Raw genomic sequence first — 26,411 nt, 5'->3', positions numbered from 1 at the left:
TGACTTCCCGTCAGCAAGAGAAGGGCGGCCCGCTTGGGCCGCCCTTTTTCTTTGTCACAGGGGTTTGCTAACTAGGCTCCGCTTGACCCAGGGGCCCGGAAGGGCCATCTGCGCCCCCTTTGTTTTCCACACCCTGCCATCGGGTTTTCGAATGACCGTGATCGTCCCCGCCGAGTGGGCTCCGCACCGCGCCATGTGGGTGGGTTTCCCCAGCCACGCCGAGCTGTGGCAGGAAGACCTGGAACAGGCGCAACAGGAAGTGGCCGACCTCGCGCGCGCCCTGGCCGGGCCGGGCGGCGAGCGCGTGCGCCTGATGGTGGTCGGCGACGAGGCCGAGGCCGCCGCCCGCGCCCTGCTCTCCGACACCGCGGTCGAGATCGTTCGCGGCCAGTTCGGCGACATCTGGCTGCGCGATACGGGCCCGATCTTCGTCGACGACAACGGCAAGGCCGTCGCCGCCGGCTTCCAGTTCAACGGCTGGGGCGGCAAGTACAGCCTGGAGGGCGACGACATCGTCGCCGAGCAGATCGCCGCCGCTTCGGGCGCGCCATTGGCCCGCAACGGCTTCATCCTGGAGGGCGGCGCCCTGGACCATGACGGCCTGGGCACCATCCTGACGACGCGCCAGTGCCTGCTGAACGCCAACCGCAACGCCGGCTGGGACGAGGCGTCGGCCGCCTCCGCCCTCGCGGGCGCGCTGGGCGCCAAGAAGGTGGTTTGGCTGGGCGATGGCCTGTTGAACGACCACACCGACGGCCATGTCGACAACCTGGCCCGCTTCGTGGCGCCTGGCGTCGTCGCCTGCCCGATGGCTTTCGGCGCCGATGATCCGAACGCGGAGGTCTATGCCGAGACCGCCCGCCTGCTGGCCGGCATGACCGACAGCCGCGGCTCGCCCCTGCAGGTCGCCCGCATCCCCTCGCCGGGGAGGATCCTGGACGAGGACGGCGAGCCGATCCCGGCCTCGCACATGAACTTCCTGATCGCCAACGAGGCGGTCATCGTGCCGATCTACGCCGAGGAGTCGGGCGCCTTCGCCGTCGAGGTGATCAAGGGCCTGTTCCCCGAGCGCCAGGTCATCGGCCTGCCCTCCACCGCCATTCTGACCGGCGGCGGTTCGTTCCACTGCATCAGCCAGCAGGAGCCCGCATAATGGCCCGCACGCTCAGCGTCGCCGCGATCCAGACCTCGTACGGCATGGATCTGCAGGCCAATATCAAGAAGACCGAGGGCTTCATCCGCGAGGCCGCGTCCAAGGGCGCTCAGGTCATCCTGCCGTCGGAACTGTTCCAGGGGCCGTACTTCTGCGTCGCCCAGGAGGAGCGCTGGTTCGCCGAAGCCCATCCGTGGCGCGAGCACCCGGTCGTCAAGGCGATCGCGCCGTTGGCCGGCGAGCTGGGCGTGGTGCTGCCGATCTCGATCTTCGAGCGCGAGGGCCCGCACTACTTCAACAGCCTCGTGATGGCCGACGCCGACGGCTCGCTGATGGGCGTCTATCGCAAGAGCCATATCCCCGACGGCCCGGGCTATATGGAGAAGTACTACTTCCGGCCTGGCGACACCGGCTTCAAGGTCTGGGACACGCGTTTCGGCCGCATCGGCGTCGGCATCTGCTGGGACCAGTGGTACCCGGAGGCCGCCCGCGCCATGGCGCTGATGGGCGCCGAGGCCCTGTTCTATCCGACCGCCATCGGCAGCGAGCCGCATGACCCGAGCCTGGACACCGCCCTGCCGTGGCGACGGGCCATGCAGGGCCACGCCGTCTCGAACGTGATTCCGGTGATCGGCGCCAATCGCATCGGCTTCGAGCCGTGGGACGGCTATCCGAACGGCGGCCAGACCTTCTACGGCTCGTCCTTCGTGGCCGACCATCGCGGCGACCTGGTCTCTGAGCTGGGGCGTGCGGACGAGGGCCTGGTCAGCGCGACGTTCGACCTCGATTTTCTGACGACGCACCGCGCCGCCTGGGGCTTCTTCCGCGACCGCCGGCCGGAGTTCTACACGGCCCTGTCGAGCGGCCGCCCGGCGTGATCACGACCGACCGCCTGACCCTGCGACCGGCGGTCGACGCCGACCGTGACGCCGTCGCCGCGCTGAACGCCCATCCCCGGGTGGGCGAGTGGCTGGGCGGCGTGCGCGATCGCGCCGAGAGCGACGCCTTTGTCGATCGCGTGCAGGCTCACCAGACTGAGCACGGCTTCGGCTTCTGGGTCGTCGAGCGGCAGGCCGACGCGTCCGTCGTCGGCATGACCGGCATCTGGTGGACGCCGGATGACGTAGGCCTGGGCCGCGTCGTCGAGATCGGCTGGCGTTTCCTGCCCGAGGCTTGGGGCCAGGGCTACGCCACCGAAGCGGCCAAGGCGGCCCTCGCCTACGGTTTCGAGACCGTGGGCCTGCCCGAGATCATCGCCTTTACGGCGCGCTCGAACCTGGCGTCGCAGAGCGTCATGCGTCGGATCGGCATGCGCCATGATCCGGCGCGCGACTTTGATCATCCGAAGTTGGCGGAGGATCACCCCCTCCGTCCGCATGTCGTCTACGTCGCCCGGCCCTAGGCGCCGCAACCCGCCGGCGGGCCGCTGGCCTTCGACGCCGCCACTTCCGCGCGCGCCTTGGCCAGGTCGGCCATGAAGGCGGGATCGTCGTGCAGTCGCGTGACCAAGGCCGAGCCCAGATAGCGGCCGGCCTCGACATCGCTCTGGAAATGGACTCCGCAGATGATCCGGCTGTCGCCGAACGCCTTGCCGCGCGCCAGGATCGGGCTGGCCTTCTCCGGGACCAGCTCGGCGATCACCGAGGCCCAGGCCCAGCCGATCAGGCCGTGGCCCGAGGGGTAGGACCCGTCCGTGTTGATCCAGGGCTCGCGCGGCACGCAGATCGGCGCCTTGTTGCCGACCGGCGGGCGAGGGCGCTGGTATACGCTCTTGGCGGGCTGGTAGATCTTGGCGGCGTCATCCGTCATCCGCAGCAGCATGGACGCCAAGGTCGGCGTCGCTTCCGCGCTCAGCGTTACGCCCGCGGCGCAGGAGAAGCTCCGAAGGCCGTTCTTGCCGGACAGGTCGGCGTCGGCGATGGCCTGGGTCCAGGCCGGCGTGTTCGCCAGCTTGCGGGTCTCGTCGAATTGGGCGCGCTCGGCCTTGCCGCGGGGAGAGGTCGGCGCGGGCGGCGGGCCGATGATGGCCGCCGCGTCGAGGCCGCCGTTCCCGTTCAGATAGCCTGGCGGCGGCTTGGTCCATCCGGCGGACGGCGGCGTCGTCGCGACCATTCCCGGGGGGCTCGGCGCGTCGAAGCGCGCGCAGCTGGCGAGCAGGACGGTGGTGGCGATGAGCACCAGACGGGGCATGATTTGCGTCTTGGAAGTCATCCGCTCACAGAGCGGGCGAGAAGTGGCCCGTCAAGCGTTGCAGCGCGAAAAGCGGATTGACGGTGAGATATGTTATTTCATAACAAATTCGCCTCAAGCCTCTTCTTCGGCCTGGTCGCATCTGTTCAGGACTCTCCATGCTTCGTCGCGCCGTCCTTTCCGCCGCGAGCCTCCTGGCTCTCGCCGCCGCCGTTTCCGCCCATGCCGAGACCCCGGCCGCGCCGGCGCCAAACCCGCAAGACACCGAAGTCTCCAAGGTGGTGATCACGGCCGCGCCCTACGCCATTTCGCTCGATACGGTGACCAGCAGCGTCAACATCGTGACCCGGGAAAAGCTCGATGTCGCGCCGCCCGCTGGTCTTGGCGACATGTTGAACGGCCAGCCGGGTCTGCGCTCGACCGCCTACGGTCCCGGCGCCAGCCGTCCGATCATCCGCGGCCTCTCCGGTCCCCGGGTGATGGTGCTGGAGAACGGCGTCGGTCAGGTCGACGCCTCGTCGCTGTCGCCCGATCACGCCGTGGCCTCTGACCTTGGCGAGGCCGAGCGCGTCGAGGTGCTGCGCGGCCCCTCCACCCTGGCCTATGGCGGCTCGGGTATCGGCGGGGTGGTGAACATCATCGACGATCGCGTGCCGTCCAGCCCCGCCCATAACGGCTTCGAGGGCCGTGTCGCCGGCTCGATGTCGTCGGTCGACGACGGCAAGTCGATCAACGGCTCGGCCAAGTTCGGCAAGGGGCCGCTGGTCTTCGCCATCGACGCCGATCACCGCAAGAGCAGCGACTACGACGTGCCGACCACGCCGGTCTCTCCGCGCCTCGCCGCGCGCGACGGCCTGACGCCCGATCCGGACAAGACGGTCAAGAACACCGGCGTCGAGGTGGACGCCTATGGCGCTGGCGTCTCCTACGTCCGCGACAGCGGCTATCTCGGCGTTTCGGTGAAGAAGACGGATACGACCTACGGCGTACCTTACCTTCAGATCCTGGCGCCGATCGATCCGAACGCCGAAGGCCCCGTCTCGATCCACCTGCAGCAGACCCGCTATGACCTGCGCGGCGAGCAGGACGTCGACCTTGGCCCGTTCGCCAAGATCCGTCTGTCCGCCGGTTATGCGAAGTACGAGCACGCAGAGGTCTCGGTCGACAGCGGCGAGGTCGGCACGCGCTTCCTCTCCGACGGCGCCGAAGGCCGGCTGGAGCTGGTGCAGAAGGAGCGCGACGGCTGGCAGGGCGCCGTGGGCTTCCAGGCCCTGGAGCGTCACTTCGAGGCGATCGGCGACGAGGCCTTCGTGCCGTCGACCGACATCAAGGAATATGGCGTCTTCACCCTGCAGCGCCTGGACAAGGGCGACTGGGGGATCGACGCGGGCCTGCGCTTCGACAGCCGCGAGCTGAAGACCGACTTCGCCAAGCGCTCGTTCGACAACGTCTCGGCCTCGTTGGGCGTGTTCTACAAGCCCGCCGACCACCAGTTCGTGGCCCTGACCTTGTCGCGCAACGGTCGCGCGCCGACCGAGTTCGAACTGTTCGCCGATGGTCCGCACCCGGGCACCGGCGGCTATGAGGTTGGCGACGCTGCGCTCGACTCCGAGAAGGTCACCTCGCTGGAGGCGACCTATCGCTACACCGGCGATCGGTTGCGCGTCGAAGGCCACCTCTGGGGCGCGCAATACGACGGCTTCATCGAGGAAAAGCCGACGGGCGCGGTCGAGGACAGCCTGCCCGTCTTCCAGTATTTCCAGACCGACGCCAAGTTCCACGGCGCCGAGCTGGAGACCTCCTACGTCGCCTGGCGCGGCGGCGAGAACGCCCTGAAGCTTGAAGGCGTCTATGACTGGGTGCGCGGCTCGACCGACCTCGGCATTCCGGCCCGCGTGCCGCCGTGGGCCCTGACGGGCCGCGTCGTCTGGAGCGCGCCGCGTCTGGAGGCCCAGGCCGAGGTCCGCCGCGTCGCCAGCCAGGATCGCGTGTCGACCTTCGAATTGCCGACCGACGGCTACACCCAGGTCAACGCCATGGTCACCTACAAGCCGTTCCAGGATCCGGCGCTGCGCCTGTTCGTCGATGGCCGCAACCTGACCAACGAGACCATCCGCGAGCACGCCTCGTTCCTGAAGGACTTCGCACCGGCGGCCGGCCGATCGGTCCGCGCCGGCTTCGCCTGGCGCTTCTAGCGCCGACGGAAGGCGGGCGCGCGAACAGCTCCTAGCGAGCCCGCATGCGCCGGGGCCCGGAACCCCTCGGGGCCGCAGACTCGCCTACGACGGCGGCCAGATTGCCGCATCCCGCTGGATCGGCTAGAACCGCGAGCCTTTGCGGTCGTCTTCGAAGCGTTCGAGCGTCCGTTTCCAATTTCTGTCGTAGAGCTCTTCATGACAACGACCCAGTCCGCCGGCGAACTCACCGGCAACGTTCTGTTCTACACCTCGCCCGAGCCGCTGAACCGCGAGCAACACGCCAAGCTGGCGCTGGTGCACAAGGACAAGCCGTATGCGTTCGCCGCCGCCGGCACCGCTGTCCCGCTGACCGTCTCCGAGTTCGCGCCGGCCGCCCTGACCTTCCCGGTGATCTTCGCCGGCGAAGACAAGGTTCCGCTGGCCGTGATGGGCCTGAACCAGCAGGAAAACCTGTTCATCGGCGCCGACGGTTCGGTCGAGCCGAACGTCTACATCCCGGCCTACATCCGCCGCTATCCGTTCGTGCTGGCCAATGACGACACGCAAGACCGCCTGATCGTCTGCATCGACCGCGGTTCGGACCTGCTTGCCGAGAATGGTCAGACCCCGCTGTTCGACGCCAAGGGCGAGCCGACCGAATACACCCAGAACTGCATCAAGTTCTGCGATGACTTCGAGCTGGAGCGCCGCCGCACGGACTCGTTCGTCCAACTGCTGAAGGACCTGGACCTGTTCGAGCTGAAGAAGGCCATCTTCCAGCCGCAGGACGAGACCGGCGCCGCCGCTGGCGAGCCCGTGACCGTCGCCGAATATTTCGGCGTCTCGGAAGAGAAGCTGAACAATCTGTCGGCCGACAAGCTGAAGGAGCTGCAGCAGAACGGCGCCCTGGCGCAGATCTATGCGCACCTGGTGTCGCTGCTGGGCTGGGACCGCCTGATCAACAAGACCGTGCTGAAGCAGGCCGAAGCCGCGAACCTGAACTAAGGTTCGGCGTCAGCTGAAAATGAAGAGGGCGGCGGGGCTTCGGCTCCGCCGCCTTTTTCTTATCACCGGGCGAAGATGCTGCGGGTCAGGCAGGAAAAGACAAGCCGACCGGCCTCGTCGAGCAGGTCATGCTGGGCGATGACGATGCCCTTGCCCTCGCCGACCGGGTCCTTGCCCATCACCGTCATGCGACCGCGCAGCAGCTCGCCGACGGGCGGATTGCGCATCCAGCGCAGGGCGTCGACGCCCAGACGCTTCGTCTGCGGCCAGGCGGCGGTGGCCTCGGTGTCCAGGCGGGTCCAGATCGAGAAGATCATCGCATCGGGCGCGCCATTCTCGACGGGCCAGCCGGGGGTGAACGCGGCGATGAACGCCTCCAGCGCCTTGGCGTCGACGGCCCGTGTCCCCAGCGAGACGACCTGACCGATCTCGATATCGTCGAACGCGGCGGGCATGGGCGGCTCCAGGATGATTCCTTCGCCGACTGTCAGGCGCGTCTTGACCATTGTCGAGAGCGCCTAGCCGGGCCATGTGTGCTGGCGCTGTCGTTTTCACAAAGTCCGGTCGCCGATGTTCCTCAAGAGAGCCGTCCTCGCCCTGCAAGCCTTCGTGGCGGCGACTGTGTTGGCGGGCGCCGCCTTCGCCGGACCGGTGGTCAATTCCGGCCATATCGAGTCCGAGCTTGTCCCGCAGGAGAGCGGCGTCGCGCCTGGCGGCACGATCTACGTCGCCCTGCGCCAGAAGATCCAGAAGGACTGGCACACCTATTGGCGCAATCCGGGGGACGCGGGCGAGCCGACCAAGATCGCCTGGACCTTGCCGGCCGGCTGGACCGCCGGCGACATGGTGTGGCCGACGCCGATCAAGGCCAAGCTGGGTCCGCTGCTGGACTACGCCTATGAGGGCGAGGTGCTGATCCCCGTGCCGATCAGCGCGCCGGCCAGCGCCCAGGTCGGGACGACGGTCTCCCTGACCGCGAAGGTCTCCTACCTCGTCTGCGAGCAGGTCTGCGTGCCCGAGGACGCCGAGCTGTCGCTGCTTCTGCCGGTCGTGGCGGGGGCGGCGAGCGCCGATCCGAAATGGGGCGGCAAGATCGCGGAGGTTCTGGCCAAGGCGCCCAAGCCCGCCGGCCTGAAGGCGGTCTTCAAGCTGGATGGCCAAGTCTTGAAGCTGGCGGTCACCGGCGGCCCGCTAAAGGGCGCCGACATGGCCGGCGCGTATTTCTTCCCCTATTCGTCCAAGTCGATCGAGCACGCCGCCGAGCAGACGATCGATCGCGGGCCCGAGGGCCTGACCCTGACGTTGAAGCCCGGCCGCGACTTCGCGGGCGACGGCGCGACGCCGGCCGAGTTGGCGGGCGTCCTGGCCTTGGCCGACGGCTCGGCCTGGGAGGTCGCCGCGACCCCGGGCGAGCTTCCCGCCGCGGCCGCTGGTCTGGGCGCGCCGCCCGTCGAGACCCGGGCGTCGACCGCTAGCGTTCCCGGCGGGCTGATCGGCGCGCTGGCGTTCGCCTTCCTCGGCGGCCTGATCCTGAACCTGATGCCTTGCGTCTTCCCGGTGCTGTCGATGAAGGCGGCCAGCCTGGCCGGCCACGCCCACCACGAAAGCAAGGCGCGGACCCAGGGCTTGGCCTTCCTGGCGGGCGTGCTGGCGACCTTCTTGGCGCTGGCGGGCCTGCTGCTGGCCGTGCGCGCCGGCGGCGCGGCGGTCGGCTGGGGCTTTCAGCTGCAGTCGCCGCTGGTGATCGCGGCCCTGGCCTTGCTGATGCTGCTGGTCGCGCTGAACATGTCGGGCGTCTTCGAGATCGGGACCTCGATCCAAGGCGTCGGCGCCGGCGCGTCCTCTCGCGATGGCGCGCTGGGAGCTTTCTTCACCGGAGCCCTGGCCGTGGTGGTGGCCGCGCCCTGCACCGCGCCGTTCATGGCGGGCGCGCTCGGCTACGCCCTGACCCAGCCGGCCGTGGTGGCGCTCGGCGTGTTCGCGGCGCTGGGCCTTGGCTTCGCGGCGCCGTTCGTGGCGGTGGCGTTCATTCCCGCTGTCCTGCACCGCCTGCCGCGTCCCGGCGCCTGGATGGACATCCTGAAGAAGGGCCTGGCCTTCCCGATGTACGGCGCGGCCCTGTGGCTGACCTGGGTGTTCGCCCAGCAGGCCGGTCCGATCGCACTGGGCCAGGTGCTGGGCGCGGGCGTGCTCGCCGCCTTCGGCGCGTGGGTCTACGGCCTGTCGCAAGCTCGCCGCGCGGCGGGCAAGGCGTTCCTGGGTCAGATGTTGGTCGGCCTGCTCTGCGTCGGCGCCGCTCTAGCGCTTTCCGTCTCCGCCGCCCTCGCCGCCAAGATCCCGGCCAGCGCGGACGCCGCCGCGCCGTCCTCGGGCCCGGGCCTGGTCGCTGAAGCCTGGTCGCCCGAGCGTGTCGCCGCGCTGCGGGCCGAGGGCCGTCCGGTGCTGGTCGATTTCACCGCCGCCTGGTGCGTGACCTGTCAGGTCAACGAAAAGGTCGCCCTGTCCGGCGGCAAGGTCGCCGAGGCCTTCAAGGCGACAAACGCGGTCTATCTGAAGGCGGACTGGACCAATCGCGATCCGGTCATCGCCAAGGCCCTGGCCGAATTCGGCCGGGTGGGCGTGCCGCTCTACGTCGTCTATCCGAAAGACGGCGGCGCGCCGGTGGTCCTGCCCCAGCTGCTGACCGAGGGTATGGTGATCGAGGCGATCGAGAAGGCAGGCGGCTAGGCCTGATCTACTTCTTCTTGTCGCCGCCGCCGAAGGGCAGCCTGGCCTTGACCTGGTCCAGCGGCGTCTTGGTGATCACGACAGGCGGCGGGGCCACGACCGGCGCGGTCGGCAGCGGATAGGCCCGCCACCCCGTCTGGATCAGCGCCTTGAAGCCCTGGCATTTGGGCAGGTAGCGGACCATGCCCGTGCGCGGCTTGGGGAAGGGCGCGGGCTGAGCGAAGTCCTGCCGCTTGGGGTCGACGAACCGCCAGTCGGTCGGCAGGCCGTAACCCTTCTCGCCGCCCAGCCGCACGGCCTTGTAAGCGATGTTGGCCTGGAAGGGCGGCACGCCGTATTTCAGCATCGCGCGCAGGAAGATGTTGTCGGCCTCCTCGCGCTTGCCCGGTTCGCCGATCGTGTAGAGCCAGTCGTGGACGATCGCCGCCCGCGCCGTCGGCCCTTGCGGGTCGATGAAGGCCTGACCGTACCAGGGCACGCTGGCGAAATCGGTGACATACCAGCGCGGCACGACGATCACCTTGCCTGTCTCGACGTCGCAATAGGGGAACTCGGCGTCCAGGGTGAACAGCTTGCGGCCGTCCTTGGTCTGGTTGAACAGCATGATCGGTTGCGGCGTCAGCGAGCTGGGCGGCGTCGGGGCGACGACCGGCACGAAGACGGTGGTGTTCGTCTGCGTCGCGCAGGCGGCGAGGATCAGGCTGGCGCCGGCGAGGGCGGCGAAGGTCTTGAGGCGGGACATCGGGCGGGGAGGCGGGGGTGGAGACTGTGCGCGTTCTTCTGGGCGCGAGCGGACACGGGAGCAAGCAAGAATGGCGAAGTTTCGGCGCACGCGACGATTTTGCGACCGTTTCGCATAACCACGATCTGTGGCAGCTTCAGGTCGGGGAGGAATTCATAGCTGGAGACCCGACATGTCGATCACCCGCCGTCTCGTCGCCGCCGCTCTGCCGCTGGCCGCCCTGGTTCCCGCCGTCGCCCACGCCCGTCTCGCGCCTGACTTCACCGCCGTAGACGCCGACGGCAAGACACGCTCGCTGTCCGAGTTCCGCGGCAAGACCGTGGTGCTGGAGTGGACCAACGAGGGCTGTCCCTATGTCCGCAAGCACTATTCCGGCAACATGCAGGGTCTGCAGCAGGCCGCTCGCGCCGACGGCGTGGTCTGGCTGACCATCGCCTCCTCGGCGCCGGGCAAGCAGGGCCATTTCGCCAACGGCGCCGCCGCCAAGGCCTGGATGGCCGCCAAGGGCGCCAAGCCCACGGCGCTGCTGCTGGACCCGGAGGGCAAGGTCGCCACCGCCTATAAGGCCAAGACGACGCCGCACATGTTCGTCATCGATAAGGCCGGTCAGGTCGTCTACGACGGCGCGATCGACGATCGGCCGACCAGCAAGGTCGAGGACATCGCGGGCGCCAAGAACCTGGTCGCCGCCGCCCTGTCCGACGTGAAGGCGGGCCGCAAGGTCGCCACGCCTTTCGCGACGCCCTATGGCTGCTCGGTCAAGTACAAGGACGCCTAGGAGATTTTCAGGGGGCGAACTCCTGAAAAAACGTCATTGGTCCGCCATGACGCGGCGGCGGCCGTTTGCTAAGCCCGGAAGGAAAGCTCCGACCTCTTACGCAAGGACGCCGCCTCATGGCCGATCTCGACGCCGCCTGGACCCGCCTGGAAACCGCCGCCAAGGCCGCGGGCGCCCAGCGCATCGTCGACTTCTTCAAGGACGAGCCCGGTCGCCTCGAGGCGCTGACCCTGGACGTCGCCGGCCTGCACCTGGACTTGTCCAAGCAGGCTTGGGACGAGGCCGGTCTCGAAGCCGCTCTGGATCTCGCCCACGCGGCCGACGTCGAAGGCGCCCGCGCCCGGATGTTCGGCGGCGAGGCGATCAATTCGTCCGAGGGCCGCGCCGTGCTGCACACCGCCCTCCGCGCGCCGGCCGACGCCGACGTCAAGGCGCTGGGCCAGCCGGTCATGGCCGAGGTCGAGGCGGTCCGCCAGCGGATGAAGGCCTTCGCGCAGGCTGTCCGTTCCGGCGCGATCAAGGGCGCGACGGGCAAGCCGTTCAAGGCCATCCTGCACATCGGCATCGGCGGCAGCGACCTTGGTCCCCGCCTGCTGTGGGACGCCCTGCGGCCGATCAAGCCGTCGATCGACCTGCGCTTCGTGGCCAATGTCGACGGCGCCGAGTTCGCCCTGACGACGGCCGATATGGATCCCGAGGAGACCCTGGTCATGGTGGTCTCCAAGACCTTCACGACCCAGGAGACCATGGCCAACGCCGGCGCGGCGCGGGCCTGGCTGGTCGCGGCCCTGGGCGAGCAGGGCGCCAATCAGCACCTGGCCGCCATCTCGACCGCGCTGGACAAGACCGCCGCCTTCGGCGTGCCGGACGAGCGGGTGTTCGGCTTCTGGGACTGGGTCGGCGGCCGCTATTCGCTGTGGTCGTCGGTCAGCCTGTCGGTGGCCGTCGCCGCCGGCTGGGACGCCTTCGAGGGCTTCCTGCGCGGCGGGGCGGCGATGGATGAGCACTTCAGGACCGCGCCGCTGGAGGCCAATGCGCCGGTCCTTGTCGCCCTGGCTCAGATCTTCAATCGCAATGGGCTGGACCGCCGGGCCCGCTCGGTCGTGCCGTACTCGCACCGCCTGCGCCGCCTGGCCGCGTTCCTGCAGCAGCTGGAGATGGAGAGCAACGGCAAGTCGGTCCGTCCCGACGGCAAGCCCGCCCAGCGCGGCACCGCCACCGTGGTGTTCGGCGACGAAGGCACCAATGTCCAGCACGCCTATTTCCAGTGCATGCACCAGGGGACCGACATCACGCCCATGGAGCTGATCGGCGTCGCCAAGTCCGACGAGGGCCCGGCCGGCATGCACGAGAAGCTGCTGTCGAACCTCTTGGCCCAGGCCGAGGCGTTCATGGTCGGGCGCTCCACCGAGGACGTCGTCGCCGAGCTGAAGGCCAAGGGCGTCTCGGACGCGCAGATCGCCACCCTGGCCCCGCAGCGGACCTTCGCCGGCAACCGGCCCTCGACCCTGGTGGTCCTGGACCGCCTGACGCCCGAGACCTTCGGCGCCCTGATCGCCCTCTATGAGCACAAGACCTTCGTCGAGGGCGTCATCTGGGGCATCAATTCCTTCGACCAGTGGGGCGTCGAGCTGGGCAAGGTGATGGCGAACCGCATTCTGCCCGAGCTGGAAAGCGGCGCGACGGGCGACCACGACCCGTCGACCACGGCGCTGATCCAGCGGCTGCGCAAGTAGCCGCTAGAAGGTCTTCCTCACCCGCAGCTGGACGAAGGTGCGCGGGTCGATCGCGCGGTCCTCGACGAAGGCCACGGTCCGGTCGGGCCCGCGGTTGGCGAAGACCGTGCGGCGGATCGTGAAGTCGTCCCAGATGTTCAGCTGCGCCCGGATCGCCAGGGTCGGGGTCGGCTTGTACTCGGCGAAGGCCTCGTAGTAGCGCGAGCCGCGCCAGACGCTGGTCTGGTCGACGTCATAGGTGCCCTGGCCCAAGAGCGGCAGCCAGTTGATCCCCCACTGGGTCTTCCACGAGACGATGTCTTGCTGGAAGCCGATATTGGCCTGGGTCGGGCGGACCTTGGTGATCGGCCGGTCGCGGCCGGTCGTCGGGTCCTTCACGTGGCTTTCGTTCCAGTCGTTCTTGAAGGTGAAGCGGCCGCCCTTGATCCCCAGCTTGTCGGTCGGCACCACGATGTTCAGGCTGAGGCGGTCCAGCGTGCCGTCGCCGATATTGCCGACCGCCGACAGGCCGCCCGGCAGCGGCAGGCGGTCGATCACGCCGATGATCTCGTCGTGGCGATAGCCGATCGACACCACGCCCTGGCCCCAGAAGCGGCGCTCGTAGGTCACTTCCGAGATCCAGCGCTGCTCGGGCTTCAGCTCGACATTGCCGCCATAGACGGTCCCGTCGTCCAGGTCCGATGAGGCGGCGAAGTCGTCGAAGTCCAGCTGGCCCAGCTCGCGCTCGAAGCGGAAGCGCACCTGATTGTCGGCCATCGGCGTCCAGGTCAGCAGGAAGCGCGGCTTGGCGTAGAAGAAGCTCTTCTTGTTGTCGGCGTCGCCCGACTGCTTGATCGTCGAGGTCTCCAGCCGCAGGCCGCCCTCGGCGGTCAGCTTGGGGTTCAGGCGCCAGGTGGCCTTGGCGAAGGCCTCGCCGCGCAGCTCCTCGACCTTGACCGAGGCGCTGGGCAGCGGCACGCCGACCCCGCCCACGCTGTAGGCCTGGGTCACGTCCAGCATGTTGTAGGCGCCCTCGCCGCCGGCTTCCAGCGTCAGGGCCGCCGAGAGGTCGTGGCGCAGCAGGGCGCGCAGGATCGACTCCGAGCTGTCGCCGTCGGCCACGAAGCGCTGCTGGGGCGAGGCCACGCCGTTCAGCCGGTCGTCCCCGGTCGAGACGTTGTCGAAGTCCTCGAACGAGTGGATCAGCCGCGTCTCCAGGTTCCACGTCGGCGCCAGCCGCCGGGTGTAGGTCAGGCCCAGCTCGCCCGAATGGCTCTCCTCGTCATAGGCGCTGCGGCGGAACGACGTGGGCGAGGTGAGGTCCGTCCACTCGTGCCAGTCGTTGCGGCCCACGCGCGCTGTGGCCTCCAGCTTGCCGCCCAGCAGCGGACCCGACCAGTTGCCGCGGAGCCCGCGCCCGCCGCCATAGCCGTCGTCCCGATAGGCCTCGTCGCGGGTCAGCTTGCCCGTCCCGTCATGGCGCACGCTGCGGCCCGCGCCGTTGGAGTCGCTGGTCGAGGTGCCGTCGCTGAGCAGCACGCCCCAGCTGCGGTCGCCATTGGTGGCCGTGAACTGATAGCTGCCGCCATAGACGTCGTGGCCGCCGTCGAACAGCGACGCGTTCCAGGTGGCGATCTGCTGATGGCTGACGCCCTTCTTCAGCACCACGTTCACGACGACCGAATAACCCTGCATGTCGACGCCCGGCGCCCCGCCGCGGATCAGCTCGATCCGCTCGACCCGGTTGGCCGGCGTGCGCGACAGGACGTTGCTGCCGGTGTCGTTCTTCGAGGCCGGGCGGTTGCCGTTGATCAGCACGTTGCCGACCGCGCCCTCGAAGCCCCGCGTGCCCGCGCCGTCCTGGATGGTGAAGCCCGGCACCCGGTTGACCATGTCTTGCGCCGTGTTCGGACGATTGGCGGCGAAGAAGTCCGGGGTGAAGACCAGCACGCCCTTCTGAGCCTGGTCGTCCATCGGGGCCTGCGAGGTCGGACCGGTCGGGACCGGGGTCACGGCGGCGGCCTGGTCGGCGGGCTTGGGCGTCTCGCCGGCCTGGACCGCGCCGGCGGCGGCGAGCAACACGGTGGCGGCGGTCGCCAGAAGCGCGGTCTTGGTCATGGACTTTCCCCTCACGAGGAAAGCAGTGGCCGCCGGCCCTGTTCATCTCAAGTTACAAGCCTGAAAGGTGGATTACTTCTCTGAAAGATTACATCGGCGTCATGTTTATACGGGGCGGGGCTGTGGATAAGTCTGGGCCGCCAACCGTAAAGACTTAAGGCTTCGTGTATAGGCCATGCGGCTCAGCCGTCGTTGGCGGGCGGAGGGTGGGGCTCGGGGACGGGCGGGGTCTCGTCCAGCTCCGCCCGCAGCATCTGGAGGTACTCGTATTCCTTCCGGCGCTGCAGCTCCTCGGCGACCCGCATCCGCTCGGCGCGGATGGCGTCAACCGGGCTGTCAGCGGTGACGGCGCCCGTCTGAAGCGCGGGCTGGAACGTGGCCTTGGGCGGTCTGTGCTTGGACATCGAAGGTCTCCATCGGTTTGGACATGCGGCGACGGTCTTCCGCCGGAAAAGCCGGCGGGCTGGGGAGGCGGCGGAGCTCCGGGGCGCGCCCGGAAGGATGTTGGAGTTACCGTTTCGACGAGACCCGGATGCTCCGCGCGATCGTTTGGACGAAAGCCCTCGGGGCGCGGGGTTTTAACCCGCTTCCGAAAAGAGGCCCTCGGCGGGCGGGAGGGAAAGCGACCCTCCCGGACCGCGCGGGCGATTTCAGCCCGCGCCTGGCGCGATCCCGTCAACGTCGCGAGCATGGCCCACGGCCCGGCCTGGGAGAGGGAGCCGCCCCGTCCGGAGCTGTCGCCCTTCCCCAAGGCCCGCCGGGCCCCGCGACGCCGAGCCGGACCGCATCCCGCTCGACCACCCCCGCCGCCCGTTCGGTCGCCAGCTGGACGGCCTCCCCCGCGACGGGGCGAGGACAAGTATGGGCACCGTTCCAGAGGGGGAGGACAGATTGGCGTGTAAAAATGAGAAGCCGTTGATTTGGTTGGATTCGATTCCGGATACGCGGCTGCGTATAGGGCATTTTGGAATCCCTCTCTCATGGAGAGAGGGAGGGGCCCACGCGCAGCGTGGGAGGGTGAGTGGGTAAGCCCTCTCCGGACAAGGCGGTGACTGAAAGCGGCTGATGGGCGGAGGTTTCGACGGCCAGCCCCGAAACCACTCACCCTCCCACCGCTTCGCGGCGGGCCCCGCCCTCTCTCCAAAGAGAGGGATTCTTAGAGCCCCCTGTCGGCCCGCGCCCCGCTCATCCGTCCTTGCCCAAACGGAGGGACCTCACACATGCGCGAGAAGATCACGACCTGGGCCGGGTGGATGCTGTCGGGGGCGTTTTCCCTGTTCATCGCCGCCGCCTCGGTGGGCCCTAAGCTGGCCCAGCACCCGGCGGCGACGGGGACCCTGGAAAAGCTGGGCTGGGACCCGCGCCACACCCTGACGATCGGGGTGATCGAGGCCGCGTGCCTGGCGCTCTACCTGATCCCGCGCACCCGCCTGCTGGGCGCGGTGCTGTTCACGGGCCTGCTGGGCGGCGCCCTGGCCACCCAGATGCGCGCCGAGAGCCCGCTGGTCAGCCACACCCTGTTCAGCGTTTATCTGGGCCTCTTCCTCTGGGGCGGCCTCTGGCTCCGCGACCCGGCGCTGCGGGCGCTGTTCCCGGTGCGGCTGGGGAGGTAGGGGCGTTGTCGGAAACCCTCTCCTTCAGGGAGAGGGAGGGGCCGCGCAGCGGCGGGAGGGTGAGGGGTTACGGGGTCTGACGCCGCGCCGGCCCGCCGTCGGACGCCGTACCCCCTCACCCCAACCCTTACATCTCTTGGAGGCTGCGGCGTGCTGGACACTCGCCCGCCAATGGCTGACCTTCCGATGCATGGATAAGCGTATGAAGCAGCGTCTCACGGCTCAGTACATCGCGGTCTGGTCGGTCGGTGCGCTGTTGGCGGTGGTCTTCGCGGGGAACGGGTTCGTCTTGGTCGCGCCCGCCCTGTGGCTTTGGGCGATGTTCAACATCGTCCAGACCTGGCGCGGCAAGCGCCGGAGCTTTTGGGGTTAGATCATTCTCCTCCCCCATCGGGGGAGGGGAACCGCCGAACGGCGGTGGAGGGGGCAGCCGACCGGGCCGCGCCCCCGCCCGCTCAAGACCGCGCACATTCCGCCGCCCACAGTATGTAGCCCCGCCGCACGAGGCCCCCTCCACCCGCGTTCGCGGGTCCCCCTCCCCCGATGGGGGAGGAGAGGGTCGCGTCGCGTCCAGCGATCGTCTCGCCGTGAGATGTAAGGGGAGAAGCGATCTCAGATCGTCAACTGTTTGAGCTGATCGAATAGAGCTGGGAGTGCCTCTGCGGCGCTCGGCTCTTCGGATATGATGGTGCGAATTCCCCAGCTATCAAGAACGCGTTCCTGAACGGGGTCGGGGCGCAGCATGAACATGTATAGGGGGGGCTTATGCTCCATAACGCCCGATTCTTTCCACATTTGCTTCATCTTGTACAGAATAAGTCTTATATTTATATCGGAAAGGCTGTAGCCGACAAACAAAATGCTCCTTCCAAGTGTATCTGATCTAAACTTTATATCTAGAGGAGATTCAAAATTTAATCTTTCATAATAATCGGATTCCGTTAATACGATAGATTTGTCGTCATCAAAATCTCCGTGAAATTTTACAATTTGCGTCTCGCTTCCGGTTGTTCGGGATATATCTTTCACCGATGCAATTTTGAAGAATTTCTTTCCTCTAATCCTGTGTATTTCTTCAATATTTCTGTCATAATTTGTCGTGTATATAAAAGAAAAGTCAAGATCAACTATTTGATTAAATACTTTTGAATTGCGGAGGCTGTCTTCGCTAACCGCCCAGTTTCTGTCCATCCAGCTACGTAATGGGCCAATAGAGGACATTTCCAGTCTATAAAACTCAGCCATGGTGAGGTAACTAGTGCTTGGACGTATTAATACTTCAGGGTCATACCCTAGTTGTTTTGCCATTTCATGAGTGAGTTGCTGCCATGTTGGTAGGCCAAGGGATACTGATAGGCCGGCTCCTGCAAATAGAATTACACTTCTCTCCCTAATTCTTCTGGCAAGATCTTCAATCATCGATTGTTTGTCCTCAGGTGCTTCGCGAAGGCATCAAGAGCTCTTCGTCTCATTGATATCTCGTTCTTTCGTCCTGTACCCATTTCGGCAAAAGTCTCCGTGCCTCCCTCGGGGACGAATATACAATCCCATTGAAAGCTACGATCTCCCCTGGGCGTTGGAGCAATATGGCCGCGAACTTCCCCAGAGAACGGCCAGATCTTCTTGCCGTCACAATATCCGATGTGCGTCGTTGCTGTTACGCCTGTATTGTTTCCCTGTCCAAATAGCTCTGAGACTCGGTCTGCTTCCAGTGTGTCCCAAAATATTTGCGTTAGACCGCCTGGAAAGCCGTTGATGCTATCTATAGAAAGGCTTGTGTGTTCCACAAATATTGGGCGACCAATTTGATAAAATGCCTTAAGGAGCTTGTGACGAATAAGGTCGTCGATTTTTGAGGTCTGTATCTCGGCGATAGATGTACGCGTCGGGGCTATCTCGAAACCCAGGGGTTCGAGTATCGCCTTCGACTCAGCGATCTTGTGTGGATTGCTTGAGAGGAAATGTATCTTCATCGCTAAGCGCCACCATTGGGGGAAACGTGAAACTTTGCAATCGTCAGTGATGCGGGTGCATTGAGTAGGGGTATCGAGAGCGCATTTTCACTCCCTCGTCTTTTTGATTGTGAGTTGCGTCCCCCTTTTCTCCCCCCTTCCCCCGCCGCCCCATCTCCGCTACACCGCCCCCCCAATGACCCGCACGCCGCACCATCACGGCCACCACCACCATCCGACCTCGCCTCGCGGGATCGGCCGGGTCCGCTCGCTCTAGAAGCAAGCCCCCAGCCAGAGCCCCCGCCTAGCGGATGGGGCTTGGCTCAAGCGCCATCCGTCGAAGCCTAGAAGACCTTAGGACCGACGCCGATGACCGACTCCACCGAAACGCCCGCCGACTTCCGCCCCGAGGCGCGCAGCCCGCGCGGCTTCGCCGACAAGCGCGCGCGCGACCTGCGGGCCGAGCGGGCGATCCTGGAGGCGGTGTCGGCGGTCTATGAGCGCTACGGCTTCGAGGCGCTGGACACCGGGGCGTTCGAATATGCCGACGCCCTGGGCAAGTTCCTGCCCGACAGCGACCGGCCCAACGAGGGCGTCTTCGCGCTGCAGGACGACGACGACCAGTGGATGGCGCTGCGCTATGACCTGACCGCGCCCCTGGCCCGCTTCGCCGCCCAGAACTGGGAGACCCTGCCCAAGCCGTTCCGCCGCTACGCCTTCGGGCCGGTGTGGCGCAACGAGAAGCCGGGGCCGGGGCGCTTCCGCCAGTTCATCCAGTGCGACGCCGACACGGTGGGCTCGGCCCGTCCGGAGGCCGACGCCGAGATCATCGCCATGGCCGTCGAGGGCCTGGAGGCCGCGGGCCTGCCGCGCGGGGCGGCGGTGCTGAAGATCAACAATCGCAAGCTCCTGAACGGCCTGCTGACCGCCGCGGGCGCCGACAGCGCCGGCCAGAAGCTGGCCGTGCTGCGCGCGGTCGACAAGCTGGACCGCCTGGGCGTCGACGGCGTGCGGCTGCTGCTGGGCGAGGGCCGCCTGGACGAGAGCGGCGACTTCACCAAGGGCGCCGGTCTCAAGGGTAAAGCGGTCGACCAGGTGCTGGACTTCGTCCAGGCCGGCTCGACGGGTGGTCGCGCCGCGACGCTGGACAACATCGCCAAGGTGATCGGCGGCTCGGCCGAGGGCGACGAGGGCCTTCTGGAGCTGTCGCGGATCGACGCGGCCCTGACCAGCCTGGGGATCGCCGACGACCAGGCCTTCATCGATCCCTCGATCGTGCGCGGGCTGGAATACTACACCGGCGCGGTGTTCGAGGCCGAGCTGTTGCTCTCCACCACCGACGAGAAGGGGAACAAGGTCACCTTCGGCTCGATCGGCGGCGGCGGGCGCTATGACGACCTGGTGGCGCGGTTCACCGGCAATGTGACGCCGGCGACGGGCTTCTCGTTCGGGGTGTCGCGCCTGGCGGCGGCGCTGCGGGCGGCCGGGCGCGAGCCGGGCGGGGCGGCGCGCGGGCCGGTGGTGGTCATCGCCTTCGACGACGCGCACATGCCGGAATACTTCTCCGTGGTCGGAGAATTGCGCGCGGCGGGCATCCCGGCCGAGGTCTATCTGGGGACTTCCGGCATGCGGCCGCAGATGAAGTACGCCGATCGGCGCCTGTCGCCCGCGGCCATCATGCTGGGCGGCGACGAGATCGCGGCCGGCACGGTGACGATCAAGGACCTGGACCTGGGCCGCGAGCTGGCCTCGGGCGTGGCCGACAACGCCGCCTGGAAGGCCGAGCGTCCCGGCCAGCAGACCATTCCGCGCGGCGAGCTCGTCGCCGCTGTGCGCAAGATCATTGGGGGCTAGTTCGTGAGGCTCGAGCGTTCCATTCCGGCGGAGGCGCTCGACGCCATCCGCGCTCCGCTTCTGGCCGCCGGCGCCGCGCCGACCGACGCGCCGGTGCTGCAGCCGCTGGGCCTGCTGCTGGATTTGGCCGGCGAGGCCATGCGCTCGCGATTGTTCGTCGTCTCCGGCGACGGCGGCGAGGAGGCGGCCCTGCGTCCCGACTTCACCGTCGCGGTGGCGCGCCAGCACTTCGCCGGTGGTGAAGGGGCGGGCCGTTACCGCTACGAGGGCAAGGCCTTCCGCGTGGCCCCGCGCGGGTCTGATCGCGCCGAGGAGTTCCTGCAGATCGGCATCGAGGCCTTCGAGGCCGGAGACCCGGTCGCCGCCGACGCCGAGATGGCGGCCCTGGCCTGGGCGGCCTCGGCGGCCGGCGGGCGCGGGGACCTCTCGCTGATCCTCGGCGACGTGTCGCTGTTCGCCGCCTTCGTCGACAGCCTCGATCTCGCCGCGCCCCTGGCCGCCCGCCTGAAGCGCGCCTTCGCCAAGCCGCGCCAGCTGAAGGCCGAGCTGGAAGGGGAGGGCGCCGCGCCCGACGCCGACCAGAGCCGCATCGCCGCCTTGCTGGCCGGCTTGCCCGAGGCCGAGGCCTCGGCGGTGCTGCAGGAGCTGTGGTCCCTGGCCGGCATCGAGCCCGTCGGCGGCCGCCGCCCGGCCGAGATCGCCCGCCGCCTGGTCGAGAAGGCCGAGACCGCCAAGGCCGGCCGTCTCGATGCGGAGCAAGCCGCCAAGGTCCGCGCCTTCCTGGCCGTCTCGGATCGTCCGGAGGCCGCGCTGGACGCCATCGCCGCGCTGGCGGGTCCGAACGATGGAGCGTTGAAGGCCGCCATCGCCGGCTGGCGCGCGCGCCTGTCGGGTATGGCCGCCCGAGGCGTTCCGCTGGACAAGGCGACCCTGGCCGCCGCCTTCGGCCGGGCCTTCGGCTATTACGACGGCTATCTGTTCGAGGTCCGCTCGGCGGGCCTGGGCGACGAGCGGCCGATCGCGGCCGGCGGCCGCTACGACGGACTTCCGGGCAAGCTCGGCGTCTCCACCACCAACACCGGCGCGGTCGGCTTCATGGTCCGTCCCGCGCGCGCCTATGCGGGAGGCGGCGAATGAGCTCCGCACCGATGATCTTCGCCATTCCGTCCAAGGGTCGGCTGAAGGACCAGGTCGAGGCCTGGCTGGCCGAGTGCGGCTTCAAGCTGGAAATGACCGGCGGCGCGCGCGGCTATTCGGCCGAGCTGTCGGGCCTGCCCGGCGTCTCGGTGCGCCTCTTGTCAGCCGGCGACATCGCCGCGGGCCTCGACAGCGGCGACCTGCACCTGGGCGTCACCGGCGAGGACCTGCTGCGCGAGCGCGGCGACGACATGGACAGCCGGGTCATGCTGCTGCGGGCCTTAGGGTTCGGCCGCGCCGATCTGGTGGTGACCGCGCCCAAGAGCTGGCTCGACGTCGACACCATGGCGGACGTGGACGAGGTCGGGCACGCGCATCTGGCCCGCACCGGCCGGCGCCTGCGCGTGGCGACCAAGTACGTGACCCAGACCCGCGCTTTCTTCGCTCGCCACGGCGTCGCCGACTACCGCATCGTCGAGAGCAGCGGCGCCACCGAGGGGGCCCCCGCCGCCGGCGCGGCCGAGCTGGTCGTCGACATCACCACCACCGGCGCGACCCTGGCGGCCAATGGCCTGAAGATCCTGTCCGACGGCGTGATCCTGAAGAGCCAGGCCCAGCTGACGGCCTCGCTGCTGGCCGGCTGGAACGGCGAGCAGCTGGACGCCCTGCGCCGTCTCTTGTCGGTGGTCGAGGCCAAGGGCCGGGCGGGCAAGCTCGCGACCCTGGTCTGGCCGGCCGAGCAGGACCGCGCCGCCCAGGACGCGGTGGCCGCCTTCGTGGCCCGTGGCGGCTCGCGCCGGGCCAACGGCGCCCTGCTGGCGACCGCCGACCTGTTCGACGCCGCCGCCGCCCTGGCCGAGGCCGGGGTCGAGCCGGTGACCGTGTCGCGTCCGGACTATGTGTTCGAGTCGCGCTCGGCGGTGCTGGACCGTTTCACGGCGGCGCTCGGAAAGTAAATTTTGACTGCTTCGTCAAAAATGACGCCGGAATCCGGGGGTAAAACCGACTTTTCAGTCCAAGATACGCCGCCGGCGTCAAAAATTCGTCCAAACCTTTGCAGAAAACGGCTTTGACGCGTTGACACCGTCACGAATTTGACGTTTCTACACACTGCAAGGACGAAACGAGCCCACCAGAGAGCTCCCGTTCTTCGGCGTTTCGGGGAGGAAACGCCCGCCTAGATCGAATGATCGAGAAAATAGCCAGCCCGTCGCGATTATCCCCCGCGACGGGTTTGGTGTATCTGGGCCCTGGTTTTTCTTTTTGACGAGATCGTCAAAACTTTGGTGAGAGCTGCGCGCCGCCGTCAGCGATAGCCCAGCAAGGCCCTCAGGCCCGGGGCGTGGAAGTCGACCACCTGCCGGTGGATCTCCGACAGCACTTTCGGCACCTCGGCCGTCACGCTGAGGTTCTCGCGCGCCGTGCGGCTCTCGCGCGGATCGGCGCCGGCCTCGACGCGCGCGCGCCAGTCCTGGGGCAGGGCCAGGCCGCAATCGGCCAGCAGCCGGCCAAAGAAGGCCTCGGCCCGCCTGGAGCCCAGGTCCTTGAGGTTCTCGACGATGTCCTCGTAGCGGACGATGATGGCCTTGGAGCCCATCCAGGCCACGGCGTTCATCGTGAAGATGTCCTTGAGGTCCGGGATGCGGCCGTGCGCGCCCAGGATCATCATCATGATGACGTCGTCGATCGCCGCGCCGCCGTCCTTGATGTGGTTCAGGTTCCCCTGGAACTCGTCGGAGAGGTAGAAGCGGGCCCGCGCCAGCACCCAGTCGTAGGGGTCGCGGACCAGCACGATGTGGCGCACGTCGCGCAGGGCCACCGCCGCCTCGTCCGAGAACAGCATGTGCCCCCAGCTGATCATCGGGGCGTCGGGCTGGAAGGCGTCGCGGCTGCGCGCCAGCAGGGCGTGCTGGATGTACTCGCGCCGCCAGTGCTGATCGGGAGCGACGAACATCCGCATGATGTTGCGGATCAGGTGGGTGCCGGCTTTCGGCACGCTGTTCAGGAAGACCGGCTGGTCGAGCCGCGCGCGCTCGAAACGCTCGCCGATCGCATCGAGATTGTCGGGCTTGCCGCGAATGATGGCGTTCACGCTGAGAGAGCCTCGGGACTGAAGGAGCCGGACAGAAAAACGGCGGCGGATCGCTCCGCCGCCGTGATCTTAGAGGATCGTGTGGCGCTTAGAAGTGCGCCTTGATGTTCACGAAGACGCGACGGCCCAGGTAGTCGTACTGCGAGGACTGCACCGAGGTCCCCACCGTTTCGTACTTGCCCTGGCTGAGCGTGAGCGCCGGAGGGTGTTCGTCGAACAGGTTCGAGACGCCGCCCGTGATCGACCAGTCCTCAAGGTCCCGCCGCAGCGACACGTTGTGATAGGCCGTGAACTCGGTGTGGATCTTGTAGAAGGTGGTGCCGGCGACGTTGCGGTCGCGCTCGGTCTCGGCGTCCGAGGCCTTGCCGATCATGTCGATGCCCCAGAAGCCGGTCCAGTCGCCCTTCTGGAAGCTGATGTTCAGCTGGCCGGTCCAGTCGGGGTCGCCGACGAAGCCGTTCTGATCGATGATCGTGTCGGCGAACTTGGCCTCGGTGTCCTTCAACTGCCAGGTCGACTGCAGCTCGGTCACCATCTTCACGTCCCAGGGCAGGTCTTGGCCGTAGCGGACCGTCAGGTCGATGCCGCGGTTAATCTGCTGGGCGATATTGATGTAGTTGTTGGTGATGTTGGTGATCAGGTGCGAACCCGGGTTCCGGGTGAACAGGCTGCACAGCTTGTCGTTCGGGAAGTTCAGCGACTTCAGGCACTGGCCCACGATGGTCGCCGCGCCGAGCTGGGTCACCTCGTTCTTCACGTTGATGTCGAAATAGTCGACGGCCAGCTGCAGGTCCGCGAACTTCGGTGTCCAGATGACGCCATAGGTCTTGGCCAGCGACGTCTCGGCTTCGAGCAGGCCCTTGCCGCCCGACGAGACGACGGTGACGCTGGCGCCGGCGCCCGTATAGGTGTCCGGAACGCCCGACGCTCGGCAGTTGTCGGCGACGCGCTGGGTGATGTTCCCCTGGGCCAGGTTCTGACCCCAGCGGATGCACGGATCGACCGAGCGCTGGTTCACGAACGCCGTCTGGGCGTTCTTGTACAGCTCGAACAGCGCAGGAGCGCGGAACGAGGTGCCCCGGGTGGCGCGCAGGCGCAGCGACGGGACGATCTGCCAGTTCAGGCCGATCTTGTAGGTGTCGTCCTCGCCGTAGGAATTGACCTTGGTGTGACGGCCCGACAGCGACAGCTCGACGTTCTTGGCCAGGAACATGTCGCGGAAGATCGGGATGCTGAGTTCGCCGTACACTTCGCGCGCCAGGTCGTCGCCCTTGGTGACGCCGGCGACCGACGAGTTCCAGATGTTGCCGGCCAGGGTGATCGGGCCGGGCGTGTCGTTGATCGAGTCCTTGCGATAGTGGAAGCCCAAGGCCATGCCCACGTCGCCGGCGGGCAGCTTGAACAGGTTGCCCGACACCGAGCCTTCGAAGACCAGCTGCTTGTAGACGGTCTTGCCGGTTTCGGTGTCGAACAGGAACGCCTCTTCCTCGGGCGTGTACTTGCCGGCCAGGAAGTCAGGCGACACCCAGGCGACGTCGACGCACTGCCTCTTGCTGATCGGCGTCACCGTGCCAACGCACGAACCGGTGCGGAAGGCGTTGCTCTGGACGGCGTCGTTCAGGATCACGTCCTGCGAATAGAGGCCCTTGCTGTGGCTGTACTGGGTGAAGATGTCCCAGTCCCAGCCCTTCAGGAAGTCGATGGACCCGAAGTCGCCGCGCAGGCCGCCGACATAGCGCTGGTAGTCGACGCGCTGGCCGTCGCGGGCGTGGTTGGTGACCGGGGTCGGCGACAGGATGTAGTCGCCGCTGAAGCCCACGCTGAACGGATCGGCGCCGGTGTTGGGGCCGCCGGTCTCGGTGTAGAAATAGCTCCAGAACTGACGATAGCCATTGGTCTTGGTGGCGCGGCGGTTCAGCAGCGCCTCGCCATAGGCCTCGATGCTGTCGTTGATCTTGAAGGCGCCCTGGGCGAACACCGTGTTGCGCTCGGTGCGCGGGCTCAGCGACGTCGCCAGGTTGAAGGGGCTGTTATAGTCCAGCACGCCGCGGTCCGGCGCGGACGGGTCGTCGCTGTAGCCGACCACGTAGAAGCCCGCCGGCGCGCCCGGATAGCCGCCGCCCGCCGGGGCGCGAGGGATCAGGCCGCCGATCTTGCCGGTGTAGTCGTACTGCAGCTTGCCGGCCAGGCCCGAGAAGCTGGCGTCGTACAGCCAGATCTGATCGTACAGCAGGTCCTGGCACTGGATCTGGCCGGTGCGCGGATCGATCGTGTCCTTCCGCTTGCCGTTAGAGTCGGTGATGTACTGACGGCCGCAGTTGGTGTAGCTGCGCTGGCCGCGCGTCTGCTCGGCCTTCTTGAAGTACTCGTACGACAGGCTGAAGAAGCCGCGGTCGAACGTCTTGGCGAAGCTGGCGCTGGCCGAATACTGCTCGCCGCCGTGCTTCTGCGGCTGGCTGTAGAACATCGAGGCGTCGATGCCGTCGGTGTTGCGCTTGGTGATGATGTTCACCACGCCCGCCACGGCGTCCGAACCATAGATCGACGAGGCGCCGTCCTTCAGGATGTCGACGTGGTCGATCACCGACAGCGGCAGGACGTTCAGGTCGAAGGCCGAGACGCCGCCGCGCGTGCCGGCGGGGCCGGCGCGTCGGCCGTTCAGCAGGACGAGGGTGCGGTTGGGGCCCAGGCCGCGCAGCGACACGGTCTCCGAACCGGGACCGCCGTCGGTGACGAAGGCGCTGGAGATGTCCGAAGTAACCTGCGGCGAACCCGACGCGATCGTCGAGGACTGCAGCAGGCCGGTCGCCGAGGCGATGCCGCGCAGCTGACCTTGCTCGGCGGAAATGACCTGGATGGGGTCCGGGCTGTTGAAGGCCGAGCGCTTGATGCGCGAGCCGGTCACCACCACGGCCTCGACCTCCGCGCTGTCCTGCGCAGAAGCGCCCGCGGGCGCCGCCGTCTGGGCCAGCGCCGGCAAGGCGGCGCTAGTCGCCAAGCCGGCGATGATCGTGGAGGCTAGAAGACGTCCTCGTTGGTTCAGCATGAAATGAACTGGCCCCTCAATAGTGAAGCTTGCGGTGCTGCGCGCGCAGGCGACTCAACTCGCACGCGACGTTTCGCGTTGGCCTAACGAAGCTCTTTCAAGAAGTAACCGC

21 protein-coding genes and 3 pseudogenes are annotated in these 26,411 nt (G+C 67.5%); 14 read left to right on the top strand and 10 right to left on the bottom strand.

Going from position 1 to position 26,411, the window contains the following annotated elements; all coding sequences use genetic code 11:
- The first annotated feature begins 151 nt into the window (after window positions 1–151).
- Genes CSW60_RS09810 through CSW60_RS09800 form a run of 3 tightly spaced genes read left to right on the top strand, consistent with a single transcriptional unit; the run spans window position 152 to window position 2,555 of the window.
- Window positions 152–1,153, top strand: a complete 1,002-nt coding sequence (locus tag CSW60_RS09810; protein ID WP_099537070.1) for an agmatine deiminase family protein — start codon at window positions 152–154, stop codon at window positions 1,151–1,153.
- Window positions 1,153–2,031: an N-carbamoylputrescine amidase gene (gene aguB, locus CSW60_RS09805; RefSeq protein ID WP_099537069.1), complete on the top strand. Its 879-nt coding sequence runs from the start codon at window positions 1,153–1,155 to the stop codon at window positions 2,029–2,031. The genes CSW60_RS09810 and aguB overlap by 1 nt, the downstream gene beginning before the upstream one ends.
- Window positions 2,028–2,555: a GNAT family N-acetyltransferase gene (locus tag CSW60_RS09800; RefSeq protein WP_099537068.1), complete on the top strand. Its 528-nt coding sequence runs from the start codon at window positions 2,028–2,030 to the stop codon at window positions 2,553–2,555. Before aguB ends, CSW60_RS09800 begins: the two co-directional genes overlap by 4 nt.
- Here the strand turns inward: CSW60_RS09800 and CSW60_RS09795 are convergent.
- On the bottom strand, window positions 2,552–3,343 hold the full coding sequence (locus tag CSW60_RS09795) for a phosphatase PAP2 family protein (RefSeq protein ID WP_099537067.1): 792 nt from the start codon (window positions 3,341–3,343) through the stop codon (window positions 2,552–2,554). The genes CSW60_RS09800 and CSW60_RS09795 overlap by 4 nt on opposite strands.
- A gap of 158 nt (window positions 3,344–3,501) precedes the next feature.
- On the opposite strand from CSW60_RS09795, the gene CSW60_RS09790 reads away from it, so the two are divergent.
- Together CSW60_RS09790 and CSW60_RS09785 are read left to right on the top strand one after the other, a co-directional pair.
- Window positions 3,502–5,538, top strand: coding sequence for a TonB-dependent receptor (locus CSW60_RS09790; RefSeq protein WP_099537066.1), 2,037 nt, complete (start codon window positions 3,502–3,504; stop codon window positions 5,536–5,538).
- 198 nt (window positions 5,539–5,736) lie between these two features.
- Entirely contained in the window at window positions 5,737–6,525 is a 789-nt protein-coding gene (locus CSW60_RS09785) for a SapC family protein (protein WP_099537065.1), read from the top strand.
- A 62-nt stretch (window positions 6,526–6,587) separates the two neighbouring features.
- On the opposite strand, the gene CSW60_RS09780 is transcribed toward CSW60_RS09785, so the two are convergent.
- Complete coding sequence (locus CSW60_RS09780; RefSeq protein ID WP_099537636.1) at window positions 6,588–6,980, bottom strand: acyl dehydratase; 393 nt, start codon at window positions 6,978–6,980, stop codon at window positions 6,588–6,590.
- 115 nt (window positions 6,981–7,095) lie between these two features.
- On the opposite strand from CSW60_RS09780, the gene CSW60_RS09775 reads away from it, so the two are divergent.
- Entirely contained in the window at window positions 7,096–9,252 is a 2,157-nt protein-coding gene (locus CSW60_RS09775) for a protein-disulfide reductase DsbD (RefSeq protein ID WP_099537064.1), read from the top strand.
- 7 nt (window positions 9,253–9,259) lie between these two features.
- On the opposite strand, the gene CSW60_RS09770 is transcribed toward CSW60_RS09775, so the two are convergent.
- The gene (locus tag CSW60_RS09770; RefSeq protein ID WP_201723005.1) at window positions 9,260–9,994 is read right to left on the bottom strand and encodes a DUF1353 domain-containing protein; all 735 of its coding nucleotides are present in this window, start codon (window positions 9,992–9,994) and stop codon (window positions 9,260–9,262) included.
- 172 nt (window positions 9,995–10,166) lie between these two features.
- Between CSW60_RS09770 and CSW60_RS09760 the strand changes: the two genes are divergently transcribed.
- Together CSW60_RS09760 and pgi are read left to right on the top strand one after the other, a co-directional pair.
- Window positions 10,167–10,772 (top strand): thioredoxin family protein, encoded by a 606-nt coding sequence (locus CSW60_RS09760; RefSeq protein WP_099537063.1) that lies wholly within the window; start codon window positions 10,167–10,169, stop codon window positions 10,770–10,772.
- A 116-nt stretch (window positions 10,773–10,888) separates the two neighbouring features.
- On the top strand, window positions 10,889–12,508 hold the full coding sequence (gene pgi / locus CSW60_RS09755; RefSeq protein ID WP_099537062.1) for a glucose-6-phosphate isomerase: 1,620 nt from the start codon (window positions 10,889–10,891) through the stop codon (window positions 12,506–12,508).
- Between the two features lie 3 nt (window positions 12,509–12,511).
- On the opposite strand, the gene CSW60_RS09750 is transcribed toward pgi, so the two are convergent.
- Both CSW60_RS09750 and CSW60_RS09745 read right to left on the bottom strand, forming a co-directional pair.
- Window positions 12,512–14,605, bottom strand: coding sequence for a TonB-dependent siderophore receptor (locus tag CSW60_RS09750; RefSeq protein WP_099537061.1), 2,094 nt, complete (start codon window positions 14,603–14,605; stop codon window positions 12,512–12,514).
- A 182-nt stretch (window positions 14,606–14,787) separates the two neighbouring features.
- Window positions 14,788–15,009 (bottom strand): hypothetical protein, encoded by a 222-nt coding sequence (locus tag CSW60_RS09745; RefSeq protein ID WP_099537060.1) that lies wholly within the window; start codon window positions 15,007–15,009, stop codon window positions 14,788–14,790.
- Window positions 15,010–15,748: 739 nt separating this feature from the next.
- Between CSW60_RS09745 and CSW60_RS09740 the strand changes: the two are divergent.
- Together CSW60_RS09740 and CSW60_RS23465 are read left to right on the top strand one after the other, a co-directional pair.
- Window positions 15,749–16,218, top strand: a pseudogene (locus tag CSW60_RS09740) (DoxX family protein); the annotation flags it as partial.
- A 202-nt stretch (window positions 16,219–16,420) separates the two neighbouring features.
- Window positions 16,421–16,591: a hypothetical protein gene (locus CSW60_RS23465; RefSeq protein WP_161495640.1), complete on the top strand. Its 171-nt coding sequence runs from the start codon at window positions 16,421–16,423 to the stop codon at window positions 16,589–16,591.
- On the opposite strand, the gene CSW60_RS23995 is transcribed toward CSW60_RS23465, so the two are convergent.
- Window positions 16,588–16,677 (bottom strand): hypothetical protein, encoded by a 90-nt coding sequence (locus tag CSW60_RS23995; protein ID WP_236634270.1) that lies wholly within the window; start codon window positions 16,675–16,677, stop codon window positions 16,588–16,590. The two genes, CSW60_RS23465 and CSW60_RS23995, sit on opposite strands and share 4 nt — an antisense overlap.
- 49 nt (window positions 16,678–16,726) lie before the next feature.
- Between CSW60_RS23995 and CSW60_RS23990 the strand changes: the two are divergent.
- A pseudogene (locus CSW60_RS23990) lies at window positions 16,727–16,816 on the top strand (hypothetical protein); the annotation flags it as partial.
- A gap of 14 nt (window positions 16,817–16,830) precedes the next feature.
- On the opposite strand, the gene CSW60_RS09735 reads toward CSW60_RS23990, so the two are convergent.
- Window positions 16,831–17,637, bottom strand: a complete 807-nt coding sequence (locus CSW60_RS09735; RefSeq protein ID WP_099537059.1) for an SIR2 family protein — start codon at window positions 17,635–17,637, stop codon at window positions 16,831–16,833.
- Window positions 17,634–18,191, bottom strand: a complete 558-nt coding sequence (locus CSW60_RS09730; RefSeq protein WP_099537058.1) for a non-canonical purine NTP pyrophosphatase — start codon at window positions 18,189–18,191, stop codon at window positions 17,634–17,636. Before CSW60_RS09730 ends, CSW60_RS09735 begins: the two co-directional genes overlap by 4 nt.
- A 348-nt stretch (window positions 18,192–18,539) precedes the next feature.
- Here CSW60_RS09730 and hisS point away from each other — a divergent pair, with 348 nt between their 5' ends.
- From hisS to hisG, 3 genes and pseudogenes are all read left to right on the top strand, one after another.
- Window positions 18,540–20,024, top strand: a complete 1,485-nt coding sequence (hisS, locus tag CSW60_RS09725; protein ID WP_099537057.1) for a histidine--tRNA ligase — start codon at window positions 18,540–18,542, stop codon at window positions 20,022–20,024.
- Window positions 19,999–21,161, top strand: a pseudogene (locus CSW60_RS09720) (ATP phosphoribosyltransferase regulatory subunit). Before hisS ends, CSW60_RS09720 begins: the two are co-directional and overlap by 26 nt.
- Window positions 21,158–22,117 (top strand): ATP phosphoribosyltransferase, encoded by a 960-nt coding sequence (gene hisG / locus CSW60_RS09715; RefSeq protein WP_099537055.1) that lies wholly within the window; start codon window positions 21,158–21,160, stop codon window positions 22,115–22,117. The pseudogene CSW60_RS09720 and the gene hisG overlap by 4 nt, the downstream one beginning before the upstream one ends.
- A gap of 350 nt (window positions 22,118–22,467) precedes the next feature.
- Here the strand turns inward: hisG and CSW60_RS09710 are convergent, their stop codons facing one another.
- Both CSW60_RS09710 and CSW60_RS09705 read right to left on the bottom strand, forming a co-directional pair.
- Window positions 22,468–23,253, bottom strand: coding sequence for a hypothetical protein (locus tag CSW60_RS09710; protein WP_099537054.1), 786 nt, complete (start codon window positions 23,251–23,253; stop codon window positions 22,468–22,470).
- 88 nt (window positions 23,254–23,341) lie between these two features.
- The gene (locus tag CSW60_RS09705) at window positions 23,342–26,299 is read right to left on the bottom strand and encodes a TonB-dependent siderophore receptor (RefSeq protein ID WP_099537053.1); all 2,958 of its coding nucleotides are present in this window, start codon (window positions 26,297–26,299) and stop codon (window positions 23,342–23,344) included.
- Window positions 26,300–26,411 lie beyond the last annotated feature (112 nt).

Origin of the sequence: Caulobacter sp. X, from assembly GCF_002742635.1 — a bacterium.
Lineage (GTDB): Bacteria > Pseudomonadota > Alphaproteobacteria > Caulobacterales > Caulobacteraceae > Caulobacter.
This window is presented reverse-complemented; position numbering and strand designations above follow the sequence as displayed.